Source organism: Cytobacillus firmus, assembly GCF_023657595.1.
GTDB classification, from domain to species: Bacteria; Bacillota; Bacilli; order Bacillales; family Cytobacillaceae; genus Cytobacillus; species Cytobacillus firmus_B.
Map to the genome: position 1 here is coordinate 2,661,068 of NZ_CP098323.1, position 23,823 is coordinate 2,684,890.

The following is a 23,823-nucleotide window of genomic DNA, read 5'->3' on the forward strand; positions in this document are numbered from 1 at the left end:
ACAATTAATGACATAAAAGGTTACAAAAACACTGAATAGAAAAGCGCATTAGAACGCTTTTCTATTCGTAAAGTTATTTCTTGCCGATAATATCCATGATGGTCTCTACAGATTCAGCAGAAGCCAGTTTCTCGATATTATCCATGTCAGAACATGTTACCGCGATGCCTGATAAGATTTCAAGATGTGTGCCGTCTTTCCCTGCAATTCCGAAGATCAGACGGACCTTTTGGCCATCAAAATCTACGCCATTTGGCACCTGGATAACAGTAAAGCCGGATTTGATGACAGCCTTTTTCGCCTCTTCCGTTCCATGAGGGATTGCTACATCATTCCCCATATAAGTCGATGTGATGTTATCACGTTCAATCATCGCTTCAATATAGCTCTCTTCCACATAGCCTGCATCCACAAGCACTCTTCCGGCAAAGCGGATTGCTTTATCCTTATCCGCAAACTCTTTGTTCAGGAAAATATTTTCCGGACGCAATAAGTCGTCTTCATGTGCCATTTCCTCATCCGTCATATCAGGAACATTCTCTTCTGCTCCTTCAACGATTTCGTACAGCTCCGAGTTAGCCGGGAACTGCAGTGCGTCAATCAGCTTGTCATACTCCGGACTTGATAGGAAATTATCAACCGATACATGGAATGCGTTCGGCACTTTCTGGCGTGCCCTTGGTGTCAGTTCTTCCTGTGTAATGACGATCCCGGCATCTGCAGGAAGATTCGAGATTGCTGTATTCGTAACTGCAATGTCCATGCCTGCTTCCTTCACCTTTTTGCGAAGCAGTGAGGCACCCATGGCACTTGAGCCCATACCCGCATCACAGGCAAAATAAATTTTAGATACGTTATCAGGCATTGCAGCCTTTTCACCTTCTAATACGTTAGAAACAGAGCTTTTCTTGCCTTTCATTTCCTGCATTTTTTTCGCAGCTTCTTCAATATCTTCTTCACCCTGCTTGCCTGTTTTCATGATGAATGCAGAGACTATGAATGAAACGGCTGCAGCCACAATCACACCTGCAAAGTTTGCAATATACGCACTTGCATGATGAGGTGTTACAGCGGTAATGGCAAGGATGCTTCCCGGTGATGAAGGAGCGAACAATCCGCCGCCTAAAAGAACCAGTGTGAACACACCGCTCATTCCGCCAAGGATAACCGCAACAATGAGCATAGGGCGCATTAAAATGTACGGGAAGTAAATTTCATGAATTCCGCCGAAGAAGTGAATGATTCCGGCACCTGGAGCAGATTTCTTTGCATTGCCTTTTCCAAAGAACATGTAAGCAAGCAAAACACCAAGACCAGGTCCAGGATTCGCTTCAAGCAGGAACAGGATGGATTGTCCTGTTTCTTTTACCTGCTCAACGCCGATTGGCGACAGAACACCGTGGTTGATGGCATTGTTCAGGAATAATACCTTTGCCGGTTCAATCAGGATGCTTGTCAGCGGAAGCAGCCCTGTGCCAATCAGCCAGTCCACACCTGCTACAAGCCAGCCTGTGAATTCATCAACTGCAGGCCCAATACCAAGGAACGCAAGGATGGCCAGAATGGCACCAAGAATTCCTGCTGAGAAGTTGTTCACGAGCATTTCAAAGCCTGCACGCACTCGGCCTTCAACCAATTGATCAAATTTCTTAATCACATAGCCCCCGAGAGGACCAATTACCATGGCGCCAAGGAACATTGGAATTTCTGCCCCGGCAATTACCCCCATTGTCGCGATGGCACCAACAACGGCACCGCGCTGATCATGAACAAGCTTACCTCCGGTGTATCCGATTAACAGCGGAAGCAAGTATGTCACCATTGGCCCCACCATTTTGGCAAGGCTTTCATTTGGAATGAAACCAGTAGGTATAAATAAAGCTGTAATAAGACCCCATGCTATAAAAGCTGAGATATTTGGCATCACCATGGAGCTCAGGAAGTTACCGAACTTTTGTACAGCAACTTTTAGATTAGATTGAGCCATTTACACTCATCCTTTCAAAATAAGTACTTTATTACTAATGGTAAAGTACATAACCGCCGGACTCAACAAAGGAGAAACCTAACTTTGTCGCAGGACTGATGACAAAACTATAGTTTCTCCTATATCAGGTTGAGTTCTCCGCTATTTCCCTACTTATTCACTTCAATGACCTCTGTTGCCTGCACGGGTTTTCCTCCAGCCATTAATGCTCCGTGATTGTTCGAATTAAGGGTTATGGTTATCTCATTCCTGCCTTCCTTCAGTTTGCCTAAATGATAGTACTCTCCGTATAGGCGGCTGATTTTTTTGCCGTTTATGTATAAGTGGGCATGTCCCTCATTATAGCTTGGCTTATTCTCGCCAACCTTCTCAGGGGCAAAAGCAAAATGAAACAGATTCAGCTTTAAAAGCCATGTATCCGGACCATCAGAGGATACGGATAAGTTTACAGCCGGAATCTCATTTCCTTTCGGAATTTCCACATATCCATGTGCCATGTGATCCGCAGCACCGGTCTGATTATGAGGATTTTGACTGGTGTAAAAATAAAAAAAGCCTAAGAAAATAACGATAAAACTGATTAAGCTTCTTGCTTTTTTCATCATGCTTCCTTCTCCATCCTCTTAATCATAAACCCAATTATGACAAGCAATAATCCGATTGCCAGAAAGGCCAGATCATAGAACAAAGGGTTTTCTGCCAATGGCCTGACACGGTGAACCTGGAGGATGTGATGGTCTACAATCCCTTCGACAATATTAAAGGCGCCTCCCCCAATAAATATACCTCCAGTGAAGATCTTCCAGCTGGTGCCCAATTCATCTTTGCGGGCATCCTGAAAAATCTTCATGCCGCCCCAAAGCAGCTTCGCCGAAAATAATGCCGTAAACAAACCATCTGTAAAAATTTCGAGTTTGATATTTGGACTCAGTATCATATGATGCCATTGCAGCAGCTGATGAAATACGATGCCATCAATCGCCCCTACCAGACCAAGCCCGAGTATTAACCCGGCTATGAATAAATTTTTGTTTTCTTTTTTCATAAAAGCACCCTCCGAAAAACATTCATACATCGATTAGTGCCCAAAATGGAGAGGAATTATTCTTATAGATCAAATTTACCCGCAATAAAAGGAAGAGGCATCTCCTCTTCCCAGTCTTATTCAATATATTTATAGCTGTTGAAATTATAAATTTGAACGTTAACCCTAATGTCAGTCAGAGAGTCTTCCTCCAAAAAAAATTTGCCTGTCCTTTTTAACTCTGCGAATTGCTCAGGATGCATGCGAAACCATTTTTCGCCGGCATTCAGGTAATCAATTTTATTTTCGACTCCATCCTGATAAAAAGTTTTTAGCTTTGTTTTTATTTCCTCTTCAGCGAGGCTGGTTAACCTGCTTATTGGAATGTCCTGTACTTTTTCCAATAAATCTGCGCGAATGGATAAATCGATTGAAAATTTGGGGGTGGAGGAACCTTCATCATACTTTATTTTCAGTTTTGGACTTTCCAGCTTTACTGCAGCAGCCAATTTACCCTCTTCTTCGACTCTTTCATCAATAGCAATATATTTTTCCAGCAGCCAATCAAGGAATATAGAATCTTCAAATTCAAGCTCCTTCTTATACTCCCTGTTTTGAAAGACGGAATACCCGTCAAAATATAAAACCGGATAATCCTTTTCTGCTTTCCAGCTTGTTTTATTTATTTTTACAAAGGGCAGCCTCGATGAATTCATGGGTTCATAATAATCCCGCAGGAATTTCATTATTGTTACCGGCCTAATTTCATTTTGGGCAATCTCGTAAGTATCCTTTTTAAATAAAACGGTATAGACGGCAGGATAGTTAAACAAGGCATTTATATTAAAAACCTCTTCAATTTCTTCATCAGTTGTGACGACATGAAATGTAGGACGTATGGAACGATTCTTCCCGACTTCCTCCACAACTTCCTTGAACTTGTGCTGAACGATCCGATTGGTAATGACAAGGGTTTTTATATGGCCGAAATATAGAGGAGGTTCGGACATTTTATAGAGATTCCTTACTGCTAAATTTAACGTTTCTCCTTTTGCTGAAGCCACAAAAATAGGGACTGGGTCTGCAGATTTTCCGCCTTCCTGCTTCGCGACATTTATAAAATTTAGTCCTTGGAGATAGACTGTATATTCTTTATTATCATCATCATAGTCCATACCAATCGATACAATATAAGTCAAATCCTGAATGTTTTTGATGCCGGAACAGCCTGAAAGCATGATACAGCATGCCGAAATAATCAGTATGATACTTCTGGCCATTACTTATCCCTCCTGGTCGGATCGTCAGGACTGGTGGATGTTGTACGTGATTTATAAAATTGAACAGGAAGCATCAGAAAAGACTTTATGCTTTCTCTCCAGCTGATCGGAGCCAGAGAAGAAAGATAAGGAACTCCAAATGAAGAGATTGTGGATAAATATAAGACAGTAAGAATATAACATAAGATGACGCCAAATAAGCCTAAAAAAGTACTCATGATGATAACGAAAAACCTTACAATAGTAATGGCAGAACTAAGTGACTGACTCACAAGAGTAAAAGACGAAATATACGTAATCGCCGCGACTACCAGCATCGTTGGAGAGGTTAATCCCGCCCTTATAGCCGCATCACCGACAATTAAGCCCCCCAGTACTGCAACTGTCTGGCCAATGGCTCTCGGCAGTCGGACTCCTGCTTCATTAAATAGTTCAAACAAAAGGAGAATGATGAACATTTCAATTGGTGCACTCAAAGGCAGTCCAAATCTGGATACAGAAATGGTGGCAACGAGCAGGTAAGGAATCTGTTCTATATTAAATGCGGAAAAAGCGATCCATACCCCCGGAAGAAAACCCGATACCGTTATCCCGATCATCCTGATCATTCTTTCCATACTGACAAATGCATAATTCATGTAATAGTCTTCAGGCGATTTCGTCTGCAATAATAAGCTGATTGGTGCATATGTAACAGTGGGATTCCCATCCACCAAAATGGCAAATCGGCCCTGATTCAGTGCCTGCACAATAAAATCCGGGCGGCCGGTATAATCAAGACTGGGGAAAATCGAAAAAGGGCGATCTCTAATTAGAGAGTCGAGTTCATGGATGCTCGTCAAGATATCGAGTTCAACCTTTTCTAGCCTTTTATGAATTTCTTCCAAAACACGATTATCAATAATGTCTTCTATATACATAAGTGCCACTTTGGTTTTGCTCCGTTTTCCAAAGGTATATTTCTCGACACATAACGTACTGGTATTGAGCCTTCTGCGGATTAAAGATATATTGGTCTGTAAATCTTCAACAAATCCGTCCTTTGGACCTCTAATGGAAGTCTCAAGTGCAGATTCTTCCGGTTGGCGCTTCGGAATATTCGCTGCCTTAATACTAAGCAGGTCCTTATCAGCCACGAAAAGATAATTGCCCTCAAAAAGCAATTGCGATAAATCATTAATTGATTTTCCTGTTACCAGGTCAGCTTGAAATAATATCCTGAGCTTTTCTTTTGCCGAACCGCTCTTCGCGGCTGCAATCATAGGTAAAATGTATTGATCCAAATATTGGGTATCGACCAGTGTATCAAAAAATAATATTTCAAACTCTTCATTCTCGGTAACATGTGATTTGCTCACAAAATCGCCGCTTTTGCTAAACTGCTGCTTTAACTCTTCTGTCTTTTGGCAGCCATTCTCGTTATGGTGAGGATTGGACTTTAGAAGTTTTGTTTTTGCCATGTTTTTCATCCCTTTTCTTCAAAACTAATACAATCAACGCTGACAAAAGGATATAAGATAGGAAAAACACCATGCTGACGGGCAGATAATACTTATAAATAAACTGATAAAAAGTGTAAGTTTCTATCTTTATGCTGATTAAACCAACCAGGATGAGGTATAAAATAATGACTAATTTGGGGTTTAATCGATAATGTTTCTTTTTAGCGGAAAAAAATGTGCCTGCTAAATACATAAATAATCCGATTCTGATAAGTGCCCCGCTCAGCCACTGAAATAAGGCGAGAAAGTCCAGATGAGAGATATACTCACCAATGCTTAAAACTCTCCATTGCTCATGGGCAGGGTAAAGGAATCTTGTTGCTTCCTCAGGTCCAAATTCCATGATTGCCGCTGTGAGCGGCCCCAAAGTCAGACCTGTTAAAAGAGTCAGAAGAAAAATTAAATGCTTCAACTTAAAGGATTTCTGTGAATAAGGCTGCAGTAAAAGAATAATATAAACCTCAAGTAATCCTGAAAGAGTATAGACAATCCCGATCATGATGGGTTCAAAACCATCTGCAAGGACTGGAAACAGCAGGCCGGGTTCCTTCAATCTTGTGTTGGTAATGGAAATAAATACACCAAATAGCATGACAAACGGCAGGAGCACCCCGCTTGAGATCGCCATATATTTCACACCGGCCTGTGTCATAATGAAGCAAACGATTATTAGCATGATGTTAATCAATAAAACAGAGGAATCTGCTAGGAAAAATGCATTTAACCAGATCACTAAGTCCCTGAACGTTATATAAGTGCTCGTAATCAAAAAGACGATAACAGGGATAGACAGCAGAATGGACATCATTTTTCCAAGTCGCTTTCTCAGCATTGGGAAGAAACCATCATCTGTAGAATTTTTAAGTATGTAATAGATAAGACATATTAATATTACCGAGATCGGATAAGCTGCAATCACACTAAGCCAGCTGTCTCTGCCGGCAGCTGTCAATAAATTAGGGATCAATATTACATGGTTAAGCAAGCCTGTGGACAGGATCATTAATAACATTAGTTGTCTGGGTATAAGTACTTTAACTAAATTTTGCATATATATCTCCAGCTATTTATTTTAATTAATATACTTACCAGACAAGTGAAATTTATGTAATGAGATAGTAAAGAGGGATGAAACGAAAGCTGATTGCTTTCATTTCATCCCTCTCCTTTTAATTTCCTTGATGATGTTCTTCCTCGGCAGCCATGGCATCTGCCTTTGTTTTATGCACGGTTCCAAACGGATGCTGCGGCGGCGCATAAATGGAATAAAGCTTAAGTGGCTTATTGCCTGTATTAATCAGATTATGATATTTGCCTGCAGGAATGATAATCGCAAAATCATCCGCTACTTTCCGCTGAAAATCCAGCCGGTCAGGACTATCCCCCATATAAACCATTCCTTCACCATCTTCAAGTCTCAGGAATTGATCGAGCTCCGGATGAACCTCAAGGCCAATATCCTCGCCAACATTGATGCTCATTAATGTCAGCTGCAAATGCTTTCCAGTCCATAGGGCTGTCCGGAAGTTGTTATTTTTCTTCGTTGCTTCCTCAATATCCACGACAAATGGCTGCGGACCGAAATCGGTCACCCGGTTATTAAGTGAGACTAATCGCGCTGCATTTTCCTGTTCGCCGCTCATTGCCCATAAGAATACATTTTGAACCTGTGGAAGCTGAGTAAGCACGGAACCCCTTTGGTTCTCCTCGAAACCTTCCATTTCGATTTGATATGCCATGCGCAATCCATCACGGTAATGATCAATGGCAACATGGCCGACCTGATACTCAGGCTGTTTCCCTGTTAAATTGTAATAAAGGTTGCAAAAATGGTTTAAATAGATTTTCTTTCCTTCGATTGCCTGAATAATGTTCTGCTTGTGCTCTTCATTTGGAGCATGCTCTGCCAGCTGAGTGTATAACTCAAGTACAGATGCCTCCCTTTTGACTCCTTCAAGAACCGTTTCACAAAGCTGCTGAAAATGATCCTGATTGCTTCTTAACATCTCGTCAGTATGATATACAGGTGAATGAGGCTGTGGGTAGTAAGGATAGGAATACGCATTAGGATGATACAATACTTGTCATTCCCTTCACAGAATTATCACCACATCATATGCCTATGAAAAAAGAAGGTACATTGTTTTATTAAGTTGGGCTTATGTACGCAAAAAGAACCAGTCATGTCCCTGACTGGTTCTCTTTTCATGAATGAATTATTTTTTTGGAATTTCACAGCCGTCGTCATCACAGATCATACCGTCATTGTCATTTAGAACAGTTATCTCGTCCTCTGCAATAATCTTTTGCAGCGCTTTAATGATCATCTCTGTTGGCTGTGCTCCGCTCAGTGCGTACTTCTTATTAATAAGAAAGAACGGTACTCCTGTAATGCGGTACTGCTGCGCCAATTGCTCATCTGCACGGACTTCATCCGCAAACGCATCGCCGGCAAGCATTTGTTCAGCTTCTTCACGGTTCAGGCCAACTTCTTCTGCTAACTGGGCTAACGCCGCAGGATCTCCGATATGCCTGGAATCTGTAAAGTAAGCACGCAGCAGCCGTTCTGTCATTTCTTTCATTAACCCTTTTGTTTTGGCAAACATCGTCAGACGGTGTGCGTTAAACGTATTAGTGAGAACGATGGTATCAATGTTGAATTCCAGTCCGGCGTTTCTCGCCATCTGCACCATGTTTTGCGTGTTGGCTTTCGCCTGCTCAATCGTCATCCCATATTTCTTCGCCAATTTCTCATACATGTTATCCTGAATATCCCGCTCTGCCGTCGGGTCCAGCTCGAAGCACCTGTAAGTCACTTCGATTGGATGATTAATCTGTTTAATGGCATCCTCCAGATGCCTTTTGCCAATATAGCAAAACGGTCAAGCGAAGTCAGTCCACATTTCAATATGCATACCTGATTCCTCCCATACAGTATTTTCTTCTTTAGTATAGTTGGGGGGATTTTATTTTACACGGAAAAAGCTCAGAGCCAGGGTTTGCTGATGTAGGTTTGTGACGCTTACCGTTCTGGTGATGGAAGGTTTGAGCGTTCTTGAGCGAGAATATAGACCATTTCTCTTGGGTAACCGCGTTTTTCGGCGTTATTCCTTCCGATTAACTACCATTTCTTAAGGGAACCCGACATTTTGGGCGTTATTCCTCTCGATTAATTACCATTTCCCTTGGGAACCCCGCATTTTCGGCGTTATTCCTCCCGATTAACTACCATTACTCTTGGGAACCCGGCATTTTTGGCGTTATTCCTCCTGATTAACTACCATTTCTCAAGGGAACCCCGCATTTTCGACGTTATTCCTCTCGATTAACTACCATTTCTCAAGGGAACCCGGCATTTTCGGCGTTATTCCTCTCGATTAACTACCATTTCTAAAAAGGAACCTGACATTTGCGGCGTTTTTCCTCTCGATTAATTACCATTTCTCAAGGGAACCCGGCATTTTCGGCGTTAATCCTCTCTATTAATTACCATTTCTCATGGAAACCCGGCATTTTCGGTGTTATTCCTCTCGATTAACTACCAGTTCTCTTGGGAACCCCGCATTTTCGGCGTTATTCCTCTCGATTAATTACCATTTCTCAAGGGAACCCCGCATTTTCGGCGTTATTCCTCCCGATTAATTACCATTTCTCAAGGGAACCCCGCATTTTCGGCGTTATTCCTCTCGATTAACTACCAGTTCTCAAGGGAACCCGGCATTTTCGGCGTTATTCCCCTCGATTATCTACCATTTCTCAAGGGAACCCCGCATTTTCGGCGTTATTCCTCTCGATTAACTACCATTTCTCTTGGGGACCCCGCATTTTCGGCGTTATTCCTCTCGATTAACTACCATTTCCCTCGGATCCCCGGCTTTTTCGGCCTTATTCCTCTCGATTAACTACCATTCCAGGCAGCTACCGTCACCTTAGACATTCTATCGCTGAACTTCATCTATTCGCCAATTCATCATGGTCTGCCGGATGTGGCGGCTCCTCGAACCAGCCATTTTTGATCAGTATGTTTGCACCATCTTCAGCAAAATTAGCGATTTCAGCAGACAAGCGAATGAAATTAATTGATATATCTTTTCGTGCACACGAAGCTGCACTTGTTGCATAAAGCCCTGTACTCAGAGCAATGAGGGATGTGGTCATAAACATCATTAGCTTATCTGAAAAGGGCGGTTCAGTGGAATCTGTTACTTCCATATCCCAAGACATATTAACAGGCAAATAACTTTCTTCGAGCATTCCGGCAAATACTTTTGTATGCTTCGCAGCTATATCCCTGCCCCTTACCATGAATTGGCCAACTTCCTTTGATTCGGCGACTTGGCTAAATCCCACCATAATCGTTTTTCCCATGGCATTACTTTTCAAATTCATATAGATATTTGTAATTTCAATAACAGTCGGAGGCCTTTTATCTCCAAACAAGCCACCCATGAATTTTTTGCTTTCAACAAAGCTGGTTTCTTTCACTGGAATGACATGAGGGGATCTCATATACAAGCCTTTGTTCACCAGCATTTTTTTTAGCTTTGTTTCATATTCATTAATTTCCATCAAACAATTGTTAAAGTATTCCTGGATATCAGACCGGACAGAAAGTGTTTTGGACAGTGTATAAAAATTGACAGCAAACATGGCAATATTGTAGAAGAAGTGCAGGGAAAAATTCTCCGAAAACAGTTGTGGAGCATTTTCTCTTACATCATCTTCAACTGTAAATCCATGGGGCACTGATAGCCCTTCATTTTCAAAAAAGCCCGTCAGTTTCTTTAAATGTGTTTCAGCCAGTTGAATACTATCCTGAAGCATAGACTGCAGTTCCCGATCTTCAATAACATTTAAAAAGTATGTGAAAATACAATTACACATGCTGCTGTTCATATAAGCCGACCATAATTGCGCTATTTCAGCTGCGGTTAATTCCGTGTTTTGATTTTCACTCATTTTGGCTTCACGTCCCTCTTTTTAATTTTATTATTTCCAAAGTGCTGAAATAAAAAATACATTTTTTTAAAAACAGGTGTTCTTGTTACATCATTCATATCGGACCCAAATATGGGACATCCTATTAATGGGAGGTGTTTCTTTTGATCGTTTATCACGGTTCGCTAAGGAAATTTGACCACTTTCATAAAGAGCAGGCTATGCAAAAAGCAATGAAAGAGTTAGATACGCTCGGCATATGGTTTTCATCTGACATAGATTCTGCTAAGACATTTGCTGTCGGGACAGAAACAGTCATCGAAAAATCAGAAACGGAGCTTTGGGAAGATGGAGTACCAAAAGTAATTCAGTATGACAAGCCAGTCCGCGGATTTGTTTATAAAGTGTATATAGATGAACCATTTTTAAAGGACTACGAATCCTTTGAACATTTCATGAATGAACGGGATCCCTATTGTGACTATGCAAGCACAAAAAAAAGACACCTTACCTGGAATGATAAGGCGATCTTATTGAATAAAGACGAAGCCAATGCGGAATTTCGGAAAAGTCTTGCGAAGCAAGGCTACCATGGTATTACCGTACGAAAATGCCCATTGAAACGGGCGATTCCGATATGTATTGCATTTTTTCGGATGAACTTCTGCAGATTGCCGATGTCTTTTCAGTAGAATAAACGGCTGCCTAGATCTTTTCTTTAAGCCATGAAACCACCTGATCAAGTTCCTCTTTTTCCGTATATCTCCCAAGACTAAATCTGATAGCACCCATTCCAACATGCTCAGGAACCTTCATTTCCCGTAAAACGGGGGACAATTCCACTTTGCCTGAATGGCAGGCTGATCCTGTGGAGGCAGCAAGCTGAGGTATGGCGGATAAGATGTCCTGTCCAACCCTATTGATAAAACTCACATTCAGGGTATTCGGTAGCCGTTTTTCTTCATGGCCATTAAGAACAACCTCTTCACCAAATGCCTCCTTCAATTGACCCCAAAAATAATTTGTTAAGTCAGCAAGCTTCCGGTCCCAGACCTGCTCCTGTGCCAGCTCACAGGCTTTTCCGAGCCCGGCTGCAAGCAATGTGTTCTCTGTTCCTGCACGCATTCCAAACTCATGTCCTGCCCCGTGAATAAGCGGTTCAAGCTCTGTGCCTTTCCTGATATATAAGACGCCAATCCCTTTAGGCGCGTACAATTTATGACCGGCAATGGTGAGCATATCCACATTCAGCTCATTAACATCAACAGGCACTTTTCCGGCGGATTGGGAAGCATCGGTATGAAATGCAATCTTGTGCCTCCTTGCGATTTCCCCTATTTCTTCTATTGGCTGAAGAGTCCCCACTTCATTGTTTGAATGCATAATGGTGATCAGGATTGTGTCTTCCCGGATAGCCTTTTCAATATCCCCAGCAGAAACCAATCCATATTTATCCACATCCAACATCGTGAGTTCAGCACCTAAACGCTCCAGAAATTTTAAAGGCTCGATTATGGCAGGATGCTCTATTTTTGATGTAATGATGTGCTTGCCTTTTGAAAGATGCTTGAAATAATAGCCCTTTAATGCGAGGTTGTTTGCTTCACTTCCACCGCTGGTAAAAATAATCTCTTCAGGTGAGCATGACAGCAAGTCAGATACCTGTTCCCTTGCACGATTCATTTTTTCTTTTACTGGCTGCCCTGCCCAGTGCACTGCGGAAGGATTTCCGTAAAAGTCTGTCAGAAAAGGATACATGTGATCAGCAACCTCTGGGGCCAAAGGCGTGCTTGCGTTGTAATCGAGATAAACTTTGTTCATTTCCCCTCCCCCTTTCTATAAGAATATCAAAATAATAGAGGAAATGGAGTTTTAGACTAATTTAATAGGGATGCCCTCACATCCCTAAAAAAACAATTAACAATAAATTTACAGACCTTTTATCCTTCTTTAATAATGCAGGCTTAAAATAAAGATATACCAACTAATCGAAAGGAGCTGGCGCTATGCTTGAGAAACTTTTTAGATTAGCGGTCCTGACTATTTTTTGTACTCTTTTCCCGTAATTCTTTTATCTCCCAATGGAAGCACGGCATCAAAATGTGAGCTGACAAGTCTATGTAATGCTCGTTCAACTGCCGCGATATCGGCTTTCACTCAAATTTTTCACTTTCTCTCCATCACAGCAAAGTAATTTTCTTCTCCATCCGCAAAGTTAAAAACCCGGCCTGAAGGCATTTCTACAATTTCTCCAACCGTAATGCCCTTGTTTGAAAAGTCGCTATGAAGTCTTTCAAGATCTTCTGTAATAAACATCAACGAAGGGGTGCCCAGGTTTAATCCCGGCGACATCTTCGCTACCCATTCCTTATTGTGCAGAACAATACTCGTCTCCGACTCCTTTGATGGAGATACTTCGATCCATCTCATCCCCTGGCCATTATCTTCTTCGGCCAATATCTGAAATCCAGCTTTTTCAGTCCAAAAATTTACTGCTTCATCCTGATTGTTAACGTATAGCATAATTTGTCCGACTTGCTTAATCATGTTCTTACACTCCTTTCGTAATTTTTATATTAATTAAATCTGAAAATTAATTCAATTAAAAAAGAGCCCTGCCCCAGGGACAAAGCTCTGCCTTCTTAGTAATAGTAAGGATATGGCGCGTACGGGTAAGGCGGGTAAGGATAATAAGGATAACCAAATCCTGGTCCCGGTGCCAGCAAGGCTCCTGTCGCAAGCCCTCCTAAAAAGCCAAGCCCCAGACCAAAGCCTGGTCCTCCAAACCCGAATCCCGGCCGGCCAAAACCAAATCCGGGTCTTCCAATTCCAAATCCGGGACGAACTCGATGGTCAGTGAAATACATGCCATTGTGCGGAACAAACTCCTGTGACACAGGCATGTGCTGGTATTGATAATCCAAACGGAACTCCTCCTCTGTATATGTCTACAGTAAAGGATATGCGTCAGTTGCCTATGGGGTATGGGCCCCTGCCCTTAATTCAAAAACAATCTTCGTTTAATAGATAAGTAACCACACCTCTATTATGATTTCTCCATATCTATAAATTAAATTGATAATTAAAAAGAGGGATACTAGTGAGTAGAAAAAAACAAATTCCTTGCCTTTTCCCCGGATACCGATGGTGCGGTCCCGGATGCAGCGGACCAGGCGCCCCTATTAATGGAGTGGATGCCTGCTGCAAAGCTCATGATAAATGCTGGTCAAGCGGAAGATCCAAATGCAGCTGTGACCAGGAATTTCTCAGATGCCTGAAGCCAAAAACAAACCTGCATGGCGAAGAAGGAACCATTGCGACGATCATTTATATTTATATGAAGATTCAAACCGATTTTACCTGCAGCCGGTTTCGGAGGAGAAGACATTATTAAAAAGCGGCGCTAGTCGCTTTTTTTATTCACAGTAATATTGCTTTATTAAATTACTTCGATTAAACTCAAAATTAGTTATCTGAATAATAAGAAAACCAAAGGAGGAACCATGAAACTAGGAGCGTTTTCAGTAAGCTTAACCGTAAAAGACATTAAGAAGTCAAAAGAATTTTACGAAAAACTTGGTTTTGAAGCATTAGGCGGGAATATTGAGCAAAATTGGCTGATACTGAAGAATGAAAACTGTGTCATAGGTCTATTCCAAGGCATGTTCGAGAAAAACATCCTTACATTTAATCCTGGCTGGAATCAGAATGCAGAAAACCTAGAGGAATTCACTGACATTCTGGACCTTCAAAAGCAACTAAAGGAACAAGGGATTCCTATCATAAACGAAGCAGATGAGTCAGGTTCCGGCCCTGCAAGTTTCACCCTCGAAGATCCGGATGGCAACGCTATTCTTTTCGACCAGCATAGGTAGAATTCTGCTTACATAAAAATAGAAACAGCAGTGCCGGATTGCACTGCTGTTTTAGCCCATAACAATCAACGTTCATTTCCCCGTTTAAAGTTCCCCGTTATCTTTGCCATGATTAATTGCCTGCTCTTTTCATCTTCAGCTTCACTCATTCTTTTTAGAAACTTCTCTGACTCTTTACCTTTTAGGATTTTCACTTGTTTTCCATTAAAATCAAGAAACACTGTGCTATTTTTATTTACCCGAAAGCTAAATGGTTCTTCATCCAGGCGATTCCTTTTATCAATATGATCCATTTTCTTCCTCCTTGCTTAACCAAACTATAATATAAAATACTCAACAAGAAAACAGAATTTTTTAACTAAATGAATCAAATAATATCCTATACACATTTAATTATCCCATTGCAGAAGTGGAGATCCTGCTTATGAGCATAATTTTAGCCCTGCTGGCCGCATTATTTGCATCTTTCACCGCTATTCTCGCTAAAATTGGCATTGAAAAGGTTGATTCCAACCTTGCTACCGCCGTACGGACGATTGTGGTGGTCATCATGGCTTTTTTAATGGTCCTTATTACTGGCGAAACAGATAGCATCTTTACTATTTCGGTGAAATCCTGCGTATTTCTAATCCTGTCCGGCCTGACAACCGGCCTATCATGGATCTGCTTTTTTAAAGCGATTCAGATTGGAGATGTATCTAAAGTAGTTCCCATCGATAAGTCGAGTGTCGTCTTAACGATCCTCTTATCCTTTATTATTCTCAGGGAACCCGCCACAGCTCTGGTTGTTTCAGGCGGAATCATTATTTCCATTGGAACCTTTGTCTTAATTGGCCGAGACAGGAAAAAGACCCGCAAAAAGAAAGTATTTAATACAAAATCATATATTTTCCTAGCCGTCCTGTCCGCTGTATTTGCTGCAGCCACCAATATTTTAGCGAAGATCGGAATTGAAGACGTCGACTCCAATGTGGCTACCTTTATCCGGACTGTGGTCATCATTCTTTTCGCCTGGGGCATCGTATTTTTCCAGGGGACTGTTAAGGAGCTTAAAAGCATTTCGAAAAAGTCCTATTTATTTCTTTTCCTCTCTGGAGCCGCTACCGGATTATCCTGGCTGTGCTATTTCGGCGCTCTCGCCATCGGCAAGGTTAGTGTCGTGAACCCCATTGATAAATTCAGTGTGGTGCTGACTATGATTTTAAGTTTCATTATTTTAAAAGAGAAGCCGGCAATGAATACCATTGCCGGCGCCATTTTGATTACGATTGGGACGGCTTTGCTGATAATCTAGGCGTTAATTATAGATAATTACATAAGAAAAAACGGCTTAAATCCTCAATGTGAGCCGTTTCAATGAAAATTTGGCTTCCAGAAGCCCTTTTCAGAACCTATATTTATGTGCCAGTATTATTTACTTGCAGATAGACCCAATTACTTTCGGATAAAATATTTTATTTGCGCATAGCCCAATTCTACTAGCGTATAAAGCTATTTATTTGCGTTTAGCCAATATCATGATTCACCTACCCAAAAGCCTGCGAAGCAATAGCATATAAGGTATTGTTCCTCTGCGGCATAGCTGCTGAATTTTTCATCATGACTGGAGGAGTGTTTGTTTTAACAAAACCGCTTCGCTCCAGATAGGGCATAAAATCCGTTCTTCCTTCTGGAACATCAATTCGCAGCTTCCCTTTATGATGTAAAGCCAATTTTTCTACGATTAAGGCAGCTGTATCTGAATCAGCTGATGCAATGGGTCCAAGTATTAAATTGACTGGCCCCTGTATGGATAATCCATATCCAATGATCTCTCCATTATTATTTTTAACAACAAGGCATTGTTTAGACTGGCTGATTCGATTGCGCAGGAAAACGCTACGCTTATCCCCAAAGGCAGCCCCGTCCAAATTAACAAGCTTAGCAAAATCAGACTGATTAAAGTCTTCTATAAAAACTCCATCATGATCCTGTAAATGTACAGGGATGAAATCATCACAAAGAAATTTGCTTATAAAATCCACTGTTTTGAAGCCCATTTTTTCATAAAGGGGCTTTCCTTCCTTCGTTGCAATGAGCATTAGCGACATATCCCCATTAATACTTTCAGCACACTTTAGGACTGCTTCCATTGCCAGGCCAAATCCCCTGAATTCTTCATGGACAATAACCATGCCAATCGACGCCAGTTTAGTGTCATAGGGAATTATAGCGGAACTGGATACAATTCTCCCTGCAGCATTCTTATGACCGAAAACTCTCCCGGATTCCAAAAGTGTTCTTACTTCATATTCATCATAATCCCATCCAACCGATGCCGATAAATCTATTAGGCCTGGAATATCATATTGATTTAATTCTGCTAATTCTGCTATCATTTGCTTCTCCCTCTTAGTCTTTGTTTTATCACCTCAATAAGTATTAAATACCCTTCATACAAAATCCTTCTTACTTTACACATCCCTTCAATCTACTTTGTAAAATTGCAGGTCCAAGATTACCGGAACGGGAATTGGAGAGACGCAATTGCACGATTGCATCAGCAGAAAGTTGTGCGGATATTTCGTCAAACTTTCCGGCCAATGGGAAACCGCCAAACAAGCTTGGCTGATCTTCTTTAACAGGATACATATTAAATCTCCAGCTGATCACACCAGGTATTTGTGCAAACCCCTCATATTGATCATACTCGCCAAATGTTGAAGGCAAGGGCATCCAGTCAGCGTAGATTCCAATAGCTGTCCGTTCTCTGACAGGACTCTCCGGCTCCTCTGAATATGGTTTCTTCACTTTAGTTATAAGAGCTGTCCCCTGGATATTGGGAATATCTTTTACAGGCTCCAGCACAATGCTGCAGGGATAGGAAAGGGATTCTGCATGTGCTGCATTTATTTGAAGTTCAAATAATACAAAAAATACTGTTACTAACAAGAATTTATTCATCAGAATTTCCTCCGTTTCAAAGACTAATTTCCCCCTTCACCCGCTTTAAAATTCGGATCAACCTTTGACTTTTTTAATAGATGAATTTATAATGACCAATGTATCAAATTATTTTAGGAGGATTATTAAAAAATGACACACGCGATGAGACTTCGATTCCCAACTTTGAACCAGTAATTTAATACGTTCAAAGGCTCTGTTTGTGTTAACAGAGTAAACGGGATTAGTCTGTCCTTTTTTAATAATCTTCAGTTCATATTGAAATAGCCCATATGGTGTTATTTCTTAAGTTGCCAGTAATCTATGGCAATTTTGATATGAATGGAAAGGCGGATTTTTCTGCCTTTCTTTTTTTATGTCTATACGCCTTCCCATAGACAAGCAAAAGGAAGGTTTATTTGCTGAAGGCTCCTGATCAGCCCCTAACCGAATTAGGATGGGTTCTCTTCCCTTTACTCTGAATCACAGGCAGATGCCTGTGATTTTTTTATTGAAAGGAAGTAGAAAAATGGAGAATCATGCAAAATATATAAATTTCGGAAATGCACTCCGATGCCCGCTCTGTGAGGAATCCCTTCAGGTTGTTCAATCGAAAAGCCTGATTTGCCGGATAAAAGTGAACGGACACATTTAGTGCAGATGTCTCCACTTGCCTGGGATTCAAGTGAGACAGCTTTGGATGAATTTATTACCACGAAAAGCCTAATCACAATTGACGCCGATATTTTAATCGGATTAAACAAAAAAGAAACGAGGTTTTAAGAATGGAAAATGTAATTTTCGAATTAAAAAATATTGAAGTGTCCTATTTAGATAGATTAGTATTAAACATTCCCCGGCTGGCCGTGCACCAGTTTGACCAGATTGGCATTGTCGGAAAAAATGGGGCTGGTAAGAGCACACTGCTGAAGCTGATGGCTGGACATTTAAAGCCTGAAAAAGGAATGGTTAAAAGATTTGCTGATTTTGCCTATTTCGATCAGCTTTCAGCTCCTGAGGCAAGCGAAATAGATTATAAACTGGCTGGTCAATTATCGATTCCTCAAACCGAAATAGAAAATTTAAGCGGCGGGGAAAGAACCAGGAGGAAATTGGCCCAGCTATTCTCAAGCTATTACGAAGGCTTATTAATTGATGAACCCACCACCCACCTCGATAAGGAAGGCACACAATTCTTTATTGAAGAGCTGACCTATTATTATGGAGCCCTTGTGCTGGTCAGCCATGACAGGTATGTGCTTGACAAACTCGTCACGAAAATTTGGGAAATTGAAGATGGTTCTGTGACAGAATATACCGGGAACTATTCTGATTACACGGAACAAAAAGGCCAGCAGCGAAAACAGCAGCTCGATCAGCATGAAAAATTTGTGAAAGAGAAGTCCCGCCTATTAAAAGCGGCGGAGGAAAAAATGAAAAAGGCTGATAAGATTACTCAGGCGAATGGGCATATCTCCAAAAAGGAAACAAAGGCCAAAGCCAATAAAATGTTTATGACAAAATCCAAGGATACTAGCCAAAAAGCTGTCCAGCGCGCTGCCAAAGCTATTGAACAGCGGGTACAGATGCTGGAGAGTGTGGATGCGCCAAAGGAAGAAATGACGATTCACTTTCACCAGCATCCGGCACTGGAAATGCACAATAAATTTCCCATCATGGGCGACCGGATAACGTTAAAAGGCGGAGATAGAACACTCCTGAAAGAAGCAAGCTTCCAATTCCCTCTTGGCCATACCATTGCCATTACAGGAAAAAACGGATCAGGAAAAACAACTCTGCTCAACCACATCCTGAATCGCGGCGAGGGCATAACCCTCTCTCCTAAAGCGGTTATAGGCGCTTATGAACAGATGGATTATCAGTTCGATAAAAGCAAAACGGTGCTGGAATATATGAAAGAAAATAGCGATTATGAAGATAGTAAAATTCGTTCTATTCTTCACTCCATGAGTTTTACAGGAAATGACCTGAAAAAGGATGTGCGCAGTTTGAGCGGCGGCGAAGCTATCCGTCTCGTGCTGTGCCAGCTTTTCCTGGGCAGATATAATGTGCTGATATTAGATGAGCCGACGAATTTTTTGGACGTTTTTTGCATTGAGGCACTGGAACGGTTTTTAGAAGCCTATAATGGAACTGTCCTGCTGGTTTCACATGATAGAGTGTTTGTTGAACGGGTGGCTGATTGTGTGTATGCGATAGAAGAAAAGATGCTGGTTCTAAAGAAGAGCTAATAGAAAAAATGGACCCGACTGCTTTTGCAGGAGGGTCCATTTCTGTAGTTAGCCAGCTTATTTTGCGTTTTGGGGCAAGGCAGCAACCGCTTCTATCTCAACTAATTGGCCCCTATAACCTAAAACGGTGACACCAGACAATGTACTTGGAGCATCATGAGAACCGAATTCTTCTCTAACAGCATGCCATACGGCCACCAAATCTGACTGGTCAGAGGATGCAACGAGGACTCTTGTATAGGCCACATCCGTTAATTCAGCACCACATTCCTGTAAGGCTGCTTTCAGGTTTTCTACACACAGCTTGGCCTGTTCTTCATATCTGATTCCCTCAGGCACTCTTCCTTCTTGGTCGAGCGGGCAGGCTCCTGCCATAAAATAAAGATCCATTCCAGCAGGGACATGGGATGCGTAAGCATAGTCAACTGCAGGTAAAACCTGCGAATGTATTAATGAGATTTTCTTCATTTCTTAAATTATTCCTTTCCTTGGCATTTACTATTTTAATTCCACCTATATTTATGAATTCCTTTTTCAGTTAAACTGTTTTTATATCTCAAAAGGCGGGTGGCAAGATGCGGGGCATTAAGTTAGTTAGAATGATAGTAATTCTTTCTGTCAGCTTACTGTTTGGATGTTCAGATAAATCGGTAGATCAAGCTGAATTTCCGCCAGAGAAGACGGCAGCTGTTGAAGTGAACGGATCAGACTATTCAATTGAAAAAGGAGGCTATCGGTGGGTTAGAAAAAAAGGGCTTGAAACGGAAACAGTGACAACAGATCATGCATCACCAAATCAGATGGCAGAACTTCTTAAACCAATTCGTGTGAAACCGGAGCAGAAAGTCAAAGTTAAAATTGAAGATGATCCAGTAATGAAAGTATTTTTATGGAATGAAACAGGTAAAGAAAAAGAAATCAAGCTGGAGGATGATCAAATAACTGTGCCTGCAGATAAGGGTAAATATATTTATGAAGTCTTAGCGGAATGGAAAAATGGTGAAATATCTTATACCTTCGTGGCGGAAGTTCAGTAAAAGGGAAACCATAGACATGGTTTCCCTCGCTGAATCAGCTGCATTCTATTTAAGAATTTTTTTCTCCTTCAATACTTCCAAAGCAATATTTTTGGCTTCAGTGCCTGTTCCATCGAAATTCACCGCAAACACCCATGTGCCCTTATCTGTTTCTATAAAACCAACATACCAGCCAAGTCCCAAGTCAGAGAGCCTTGTCCCAGTTTTGCCATGTAAAATGAAGTGATCCTGTTCATCCTGAATCATCATTCGTTTGACTATTTTTTGATTTTTTTCAGTAAAAGGCAGCTTCTCCTTCACGAGCTTTTCGATAAAACCAGCTTGTTCTGCTGCAGATATTCTCAGGCTGCTGTTCAGCCAGAACGAATCAATACCGCCGGATATGTCCTGGTTACCGTAGGAAATTTTTGTAACGTATTCCTGCATATTTTTCTCCCCAATGGTTCTCGCCAGGTCCTGATAAAACCAGATAGCCGATTCCCTCATGGCAGAAGCAAGCGAATGATCCCGGTTCCAGCTTTCGAATTCCCGTTCGACTCCATCCCACCTTTTCACCTCGTACTCATCTCGGACTGCTGCAGTCTCGAGCCCGATTAGGGCATTAGCGACTTTGAAGGTTGACTCCGGCGTCAATCTCTCTATACTCCTCTCCTTGTTATAGACATACACCTTGTCATTCTTAAGATTTTTGAGAACCATAGTTCCCTCTTTACCTGCAAAAGCCTCTTCAATGTGCAGCTCCTTCGTGTTTTCTCTTCCGCCTAATGCCTCAGCACCTGTACCTGCCAGCAGCACTAATACCGCAAGAACAGCCATCCCCGCTCTCCTCATCCACTTCATCTTTTCTTCCTCCTTCATAAAATAGGATTTCCGTCATGATGTGTGCTCCATATTTGTCCCTTATACTATAAACAGCATAATGAACACAGAAAAGTAATATTTCGGCTATCTGTACCCATACAGATTCCTGAGAGGAGCATAATAATGGGCAATAAATATGATGAAGTCATAGAAGAAATCCAATCCAGATTGGATGATGAACGGCTGAAATCCGGAGAAAAGCTCCCTTCCATCCGCAGATTGGCCAAAGAATTCAACTGCAGCATCAACACTGTACTGAAAGCCTACAGTGAATTGGAGAAGGCACATCTGATTTATTCAGTGCCCAAAAGCGGCTATTTTGCAGTAGGCTCGGATATGCCCAAAAAACAAACTCAAATTAAAATAGACTTTGTCTCAGCAGGACCGGATAAAAGCAAGATGCCATACCGGGATTATCAGCATTGCATGAATCAGGCAATCGAGCTTTATAAAGAGGAAATGTTTCAGTATTCCCATCCCCTTGGCCTGGAGAGTCTGCGGCAGCAGCTGTCAGCTCAGCTTCAGGATTTGCAGGTTTTCGCCCCGCCTGAAAGAATTGCCGTTGTATCAGGATCCCAGCAGGCTCTGGATCTATTAATCTCACTGCCTTTTCCCAATAATAAAAATGAGATTTGCGCTGAACAGCCAACACACTTCAGTTTCATAGATTCCATTATTTCGCGCGGCTTGAAGCCGATCGGGATTGAGGTGAGTCAGAAAGGCATAGATCTTAATTATTTAGAAAAGATATTCAGAGAACGGAGCGTCAAGTTTTTCTACACAGTTTCCCGATTCCAGAACCCGACAGGCTGCAGCTACTCCAACCAGGAAAAAAAGCACATTGTCGAGCTCGCTCAGAAATATGATGTCTACATTATCGAGGATGACTATATGGGAGACCTTGATACCAGAAAAAAGGCAGACCCCATGTTTGCCTTTGATCCGTGCGGAAGAGTCATTTACACAAAAAGCTTTTCAAAAGTTTTGCTGCCTGGGCTGCGATTGGGATTGGCCGTTCTTCCGGAAGCACTAATGAAAAGCTTTACTCAAGCCAAATTTGCAGCGGACGTCCATACACCAGTTCTCACACAAGGGGCACTTGAGATTTACTTAAGCAGCGGAATGTTCAAAGCCCATATTGAAAAACTCAGGCGGCAATACAAAAAGAAAGGCACCATTCTCAAAAAGGCGTACCTGGAGCATCTGCCTCCAGGTGCTGCTTTTACTGGCGGGGATTCGGGATTCTATTCAACAATTGAGCTTCCAGGCAGATTAAAAGCAAAGCATCTTGTGGAATATCTCCAAAAGAAAAATGTTTTGGTTCAGGATGCAACAGGTATGTACCTCCCTGAATACAGGCAGGAAAACCGTATCCGGTTAAGCGTGTCACAGGTGGATGACAGGAAAATTGCGGTTGGGGTGAAAAAAATCGGGGAAGGGATTCGTATGTTAGTCAATTTTTAAACCTGAAAGATCCAAATATGGACTAACGCCACTTCCCAAAATGACATGACCCCCGATTAACAATCATATCTATAATGATGGGGTTCCAATATCCATAAAAGGAGATGGTTCGATTGAATCCTTATTATTATCCATATTATCGGGCAACTAGCTGGGGAGATATTTTAACACTGCTGCAGCAAAGTTTATATGCTGAAGAAATGGTTTGTTCCATGAGTTCTGAACTTTTTCATATTCCCGAGACTAAAGATTTAAAAGGTAATGCAGAGATGCACAACCACCTGGTTCCGGCTTCTTATCACCGCGTGACCGCTGTCGGATGTGCACATAGACTAGTAAATGGAGAACAGCGGCAATCAATTATCGACACTATGGCGGCTTGCATCGTGAATGCGGAAAATCAGGATAAAAAGGTGCGGGAAGGACTAAAAACGATGGAGGAAAATGCAGGTCCAGAGTATAAGGCGTTTATAAGTTTGATCATCAGATGGCAGGACCAGGCAGAAAATTACCTATCTCAAGCTAAAGAAGCTTTGCGTACGATGGGTGTATCTTTTCCTTCAGCTGGAATCGGACCGGAGAATGGCGGTTACAATCTTTATTAAGGAATTGAATACCAGTCAAGGCAAGTATGACGAAATTTTAAGAGGTTATAGAAAGCTCAGCAGAACTGAGCTTTCT

26 protein-coding genes are annotated in these 23,823 nt (G+C 41.6%); 9 read left to right on the forward strand and 17 right to left on the reverse strand.

Going from position 1 to position 23,823, the window contains the following annotated elements; translation table 11 throughout:
* Positions 1-73 precede the first annotated feature (73 nt).
* From NAF01_RS13500 to NAF01_RS13540, 9 genes are all read right to left on the reverse strand, one after another.
* Positions 74-1,987, reverse strand: a complete 1,914-nt coding sequence (locus tag NAF01_RS13500) for a PTS mannitol transporter subunit IICBA (RefSeq protein ID WP_250800457.1) — start codon at positions 1,985-1,987, stop codon at positions 74-76.
* 149 nt (positions 1,988-2,136) lie between these two features.
* Positions 2,137-2,592: a hypothetical protein gene (locus tag NAF01_RS13505; protein WP_248347628.1), complete on the reverse strand. Its 456-nt coding sequence runs from the start codon at positions 2,590-2,592 to the stop codon at positions 2,137-2,139.
* Positions 2,589-3,032, reverse strand: a complete 444-nt coding sequence (locus tag NAF01_RS13510; RefSeq protein WP_222501280.1) for a DUF2243 domain-containing protein — start codon at positions 3,030-3,032, stop codon at positions 2,589-2,591. The genes NAF01_RS13505 and NAF01_RS13510 overlap by 4 nt, the downstream gene beginning before the upstream one ends.
* 116 nt (positions 3,033-3,148) lie before the next feature.
* Complete coding sequence (locus NAF01_RS13515) at positions 3,149-4,291, reverse strand: Ger(x)C family spore germination protein (RefSeq protein ID WP_250800459.1); 1,143 nt, start codon at positions 4,289-4,291, stop codon at positions 3,149-3,151.
* A complete protein-coding gene (locus tag NAF01_RS13520; RefSeq protein ID WP_222501283.1) occupies positions 4,291-5,751 on the reverse strand; it encodes a spore germination protein in 1,461 nt (486 codons plus the stop codon). Before NAF01_RS13520 ends, NAF01_RS13515 begins: the two co-directional genes overlap by 1 nt.
* Positions 5,711-6,844, reverse strand: a complete 1,134-nt coding sequence (locus NAF01_RS13525; protein ID WP_222501285.1) for a GerAB/ArcD/ProY family transporter — start codon at positions 6,842-6,844, stop codon at positions 5,711-5,713. The genes NAF01_RS13520 and NAF01_RS13525 overlap by 41 nt, the downstream gene beginning before the upstream one ends.
* Positions 6,845-6,962: 118 nt before the next feature.
* Positions 6,963-7,871: a cupin domain-containing protein gene (locus tag NAF01_RS13530; protein WP_048011581.1), complete on the reverse strand. Its 909-nt coding sequence runs from the start codon at positions 7,869-7,871 to the stop codon at positions 6,963-6,965.
* Between the two features lie 138 nt (positions 7,872-8,009).
* Positions 8,010-8,663 (reverse strand): DsbA family oxidoreductase, encoded by a 654-nt coding sequence (locus NAF01_RS13535; RefSeq protein WP_284709511.1) that lies wholly within the window; start codon positions 8,661-8,663, stop codon positions 8,010-8,012.
* 1,081 nt (positions 8,664-9,744) lie between these two features.
* Complete coding sequence (locus NAF01_RS13540) at positions 9,745-10,752, reverse strand: DUF3231 family protein (RefSeq protein WP_250800461.1); 1,008 nt, start codon at positions 10,750-10,752, stop codon at positions 9,745-9,747.
* A 143-nt stretch (positions 10,753-10,895) separates the two neighbouring features.
* On the opposite strand from NAF01_RS13540, the gene NAF01_RS13545 reads away from it, so the two are divergent.
* Positions 10,896-11,423: a hypothetical protein gene (locus NAF01_RS13545; RefSeq protein ID WP_250800462.1), complete on the forward strand. Its 528-nt coding sequence runs from the start codon at positions 10,896-10,898 to the stop codon at positions 11,421-11,423.
* 13 nt (positions 11,424-11,436) lie between these two features.
* Here NAF01_RS13545 and NAF01_RS13550 read toward each other — a convergent pair whose 3' ends face one another.
* The 3 genes from NAF01_RS13550 to NAF01_RS13560 form a co-directional block, all read right to left on the reverse strand.
* Positions 11,437-12,552 carry a cysteine desulfurase family protein gene (locus NAF01_RS13550; RefSeq protein WP_222501291.1) on the reverse strand — a complete coding sequence of 372 codons (1,116 nt, stop codon included), beginning with the start codon at positions 12,550-12,552 and terminating at the stop codon, positions 11,437-11,439.
* Between the two features lie 345 nt (positions 12,553-12,897).
* Complete coding sequence (locus NAF01_RS13555) at positions 12,898-13,278, reverse strand: VOC family protein (RefSeq protein WP_222501293.1); 381 nt, start codon at positions 13,276-13,278, stop codon at positions 12,898-12,900.
* A 95-nt stretch (positions 13,279-13,373) separates the two neighbouring features.
* Complete coding sequence (locus NAF01_RS13560) at positions 13,374-13,598, reverse strand: hypothetical protein (RefSeq protein WP_197087772.1); 225 nt, start codon at positions 13,596-13,598, stop codon at positions 13,374-13,376.
* 233 nt (positions 13,599-13,831) lie between these two features.
* Here NAF01_RS13560 and NAF01_RS13565 point away from each other — a divergent pair, with 233 nt between their 5' ends.
* A complete protein-coding gene (locus NAF01_RS13565) occupies positions 13,832-14,125 on the forward strand; it encodes a phospholipase A2 family protein (RefSeq protein WP_222501295.1) in 294 nt (97 codons plus the stop codon).
* A 109-nt stretch (positions 14,126-14,234) separates the two neighbouring features.
* On the forward strand, positions 14,235-14,606 hold the full coding sequence (locus NAF01_RS13570) for a VOC family protein (RefSeq protein ID WP_222501296.1): 372 nt from the start codon (positions 14,235-14,237) through the stop codon (positions 14,604-14,606).
* Between the two features lie 65 nt (positions 14,607-14,671).
* Here NAF01_RS13570 and NAF01_RS13575 read toward each other — a convergent pair whose 3' ends face one another.
* A complete protein-coding gene (locus tag NAF01_RS13575; RefSeq protein ID WP_048011572.1) occupies positions 14,672-14,899 on the reverse strand; it encodes a hypothetical protein in 228 nt (75 codons plus the stop codon).
* Positions 14,900-15,030: 131 nt separating this feature from the next.
* On the opposite strand from NAF01_RS13575, the gene NAF01_RS13580 reads away from it, so the two are divergent.
* On the forward strand, positions 15,031-15,900 hold the full coding sequence (locus NAF01_RS13580; protein ID WP_222501297.1) for an EamA family transporter: 870 nt from the start codon (positions 15,031-15,033) through the stop codon (positions 15,898-15,900).
* 232 nt (positions 15,901-16,132) lie between these two features.
* Here NAF01_RS13580 and NAF01_RS13585 read toward each other — a convergent pair whose 3' ends face one another.
* Positions 16,133-16,984 carry a GNAT family N-acetyltransferase gene (locus tag NAF01_RS13585; RefSeq protein ID WP_250800463.1) on the reverse strand — a complete coding sequence of 284 codons (852 nt, stop codon included), beginning with the start codon at positions 16,982-16,984 and terminating at the stop codon, positions 16,133-16,135.
* A 70-nt stretch (positions 16,985-17,054) separates the two neighbouring features.
* Positions 17,055-17,549 carry a YoqH family protein gene (locus NAF01_RS13590; RefSeq protein ID WP_222501301.1) on the reverse strand — a complete coding sequence of 165 codons (495 nt, stop codon included), beginning with the start codon at positions 17,547-17,549 and terminating at the stop codon, positions 17,055-17,057.
* A 132-nt stretch (positions 17,550-17,681) separates the two neighbouring features.
* Here NAF01_RS13590 and NAF01_RS25075 point away from each other — a divergent pair, with 132 nt between their 5' ends.
* Both NAF01_RS25075 and NAF01_RS13595 read left to right on the forward strand, forming a co-directional pair.
* A complete protein-coding gene (locus NAF01_RS25075; protein ID WP_142301762.1) occupies positions 17,682-17,726 on the forward strand; it encodes an erythromycin resistance leader peptide in 45 nt (14 codons plus the stop codon).
* A gap of 587 nt (positions 17,727-18,313) precedes the next feature.
* Entirely contained in the window at positions 18,314-19,780 is a 1,467-nt protein-coding gene (locus tag NAF01_RS13595) for an Msr family ABC-F type ribosomal protection protein (RefSeq protein WP_250800464.1), read from the forward strand.
* A 57-nt stretch (positions 19,781-19,837) separates the two neighbouring features.
* On the opposite strand, the gene NAF01_RS13600 is transcribed toward NAF01_RS13595, so the two are convergent.
* Entirely contained in the window at positions 19,838-20,248 is a 411-nt protein-coding gene (locus tag NAF01_RS13600) for a RidA family protein (RefSeq protein WP_222501305.1), read from the reverse strand.
* Positions 20,249-20,355: 107 nt separating this feature from the next.
* Between NAF01_RS13600 and NAF01_RS13605 the strand changes: the two genes are divergently transcribed.
* Complete coding sequence (locus NAF01_RS13605; RefSeq protein WP_250800465.1) at positions 20,356-20,817, forward strand: hypothetical protein; 462 nt, start codon at positions 20,356-20,358, stop codon at positions 20,815-20,817.
* Between the two features lie 45 nt (positions 20,818-20,862).
* Here the strand turns inward: NAF01_RS13605 and blaOXA are convergent, their stop codons facing one another.
* Positions 20,863-21,657, reverse strand: a complete 795-nt coding sequence (blaOXA, locus tag NAF01_RS13610; protein WP_250800466.1) for a class D beta-lactamase — start codon at positions 21,655-21,657, stop codon at positions 20,863-20,865.
* 144 nt (positions 21,658-21,801) lie between these two features.
* On the opposite strand from blaOXA, the gene NAF01_RS13615 reads away from it, so the two are divergent.
* Positions 21,802-23,142, forward strand: coding sequence for an aminotransferase-like domain-containing protein (locus tag NAF01_RS13615; protein WP_222501312.1), 1,341 nt, complete (start codon positions 21,802-21,804; stop codon positions 23,140-23,142).
* Between the two features lie 104 nt (positions 23,143-23,246).
* Entirely contained in the window at positions 23,247-23,747 is a 501-nt protein-coding gene (locus tag NAF01_RS13620) for a hypothetical protein (RefSeq protein WP_222501314.1), read from the forward strand.
* The last annotated feature ends 76 nt before the right edge of the window (positions 23,748-23,823 follow it).

Bases quoted from the DNA above. Each gene is read 5' to 3' on its own strand.
- NAF01_RS13575 (WP_048011572.1), bottom strand. From the start codon at position 14,899: ATGGATCATATTGATAAAAGGAATCGCCTGGATGAAGAACCATTTAGC.
- NAF01_RS13555 (WP_222501293.1), bottom strand. From the start codon at position 13,278: ATGATTAAGCAAGTCGGACAAATTATGCTATACGTTAACAATCAGGAT.
- blaOXA (WP_250800466.1), bottom strand. From the start codon at position 21,657: ATGAAGTGGATGAGGAGAGCGGGGATGGCTGTTCTTGCGGTATTAGTG.
- NAF01_RS13560 (WP_197087772.1), bottom strand. From the start codon at position 13,598: ATGTATTTCACTGACCATCGAGTTCGTCCCGGATTTGGAATTGGAAGA.
- NAF01_RS13620 (WP_222501314.1), top strand. From the start codon at position 23,247: ATGGTTCGATTGAATCCTTATTATTATCCATATTATCGGGCAACTAGC.
- NAF01_RS13540 (WP_250800461.1), bottom strand. From the start codon at position 10,752: ATGAGTGAAAATCAAAACACGGAATTAACCGCAGCTGAAATAGCGCAA.
- NAF01_RS13520 (WP_222501283.1), bottom strand. From the start codon at position 5,751: ATGGCAAAAACAAAACTTCTAAAGTCCAATCCTCACCATAACGAGAAT.
- NAF01_RS13570 (WP_222501296.1), top strand. From the start codon at position 14,235: ATGAAACTAGGAGCGTTTTCAGTAAGCTTAACCGTAAAAGACATTAAG.
- NAF01_RS13595 (WP_250800464.1), top strand. From the start codon at position 18,314: ATGGAAAATGTAATTTTCGAATTAAAAAATATTGAAGTGTCCTATTTA.
- NAF01_RS13605 (WP_250800465.1), top strand. From the start codon at position 20,356: ATGCGGGGCATTAAGTTAGTTAGAATGATAGTAATTCTTTCTGTCAGC.
- NAF01_RS13585 (WP_250800463.1), bottom strand. From the start codon at position 16,984: ATGATAGCAGAATTAGCAGAATTAAATCAATATGATATTCCAGGCCTA.
- NAF01_RS13600 (WP_222501305.1), bottom strand. From the start codon at position 20,248: ATGAAGAAAATCTCATTAATACATTCGCAGGTTTTACCTGCAGTTGAC.
- NAF01_RS13525 (WP_222501285.1), bottom strand. From the start codon at position 6,844: ATGCAAAATTTAGTTAAAGTACTTATACCCAGACAACTAATGTTATTA.
- NAF01_RS13615 (WP_222501312.1), top strand. From the start codon at position 21,802: ATGGGCAATAAATATGATGAAGTCATAGAAGAAATCCAATCCAGATTG.
- NAF01_RS13515 (WP_250800459.1), bottom strand. From the start codon at position 4,291: ATGGCCAGAAGTATCATACTGATTATTTCGGCATGCTGTATCATGCTT.
- NAF01_RS13580 (WP_222501297.1), top strand. From the start codon at position 15,031: ATGAGCATAATTTTAGCCCTGCTGGCCGCATTATTTGCATCTTTCACC.
- NAF01_RS13500 (WP_250800457.1), bottom strand. From the start codon at position 1,987: ATGGCTCAATCTAATCTAAAAGTTGCTGTACAAAAGTTCGGTAACTTC.
- NAF01_RS13510 (WP_222501280.1), bottom strand. From the start codon at position 3,032: ATGAAAAAAGAAAACAAAAATTTATTCATAGCCGGGTTAATACTCGGG.
- NAF01_RS13590 (WP_222501301.1), bottom strand. From the start codon at position 17,549: ATGAATAAATTCTTGTTAGTAACAGTATTTTTTGTATTATTTGAACTT.
- NAF01_RS13505 (WP_248347628.1), bottom strand. From the start codon at position 2,592: ATGATGAAAAAAGCAAGAAGCTTAATCAGTTTTATCGTTATTTTCTTA.
- NAF01_RS13550 (WP_222501291.1), bottom strand. From the start codon at position 12,552: ATGAACAAAGTTTATCTCGATTACAACGCAAGCACGCCTTTGGCCCCA.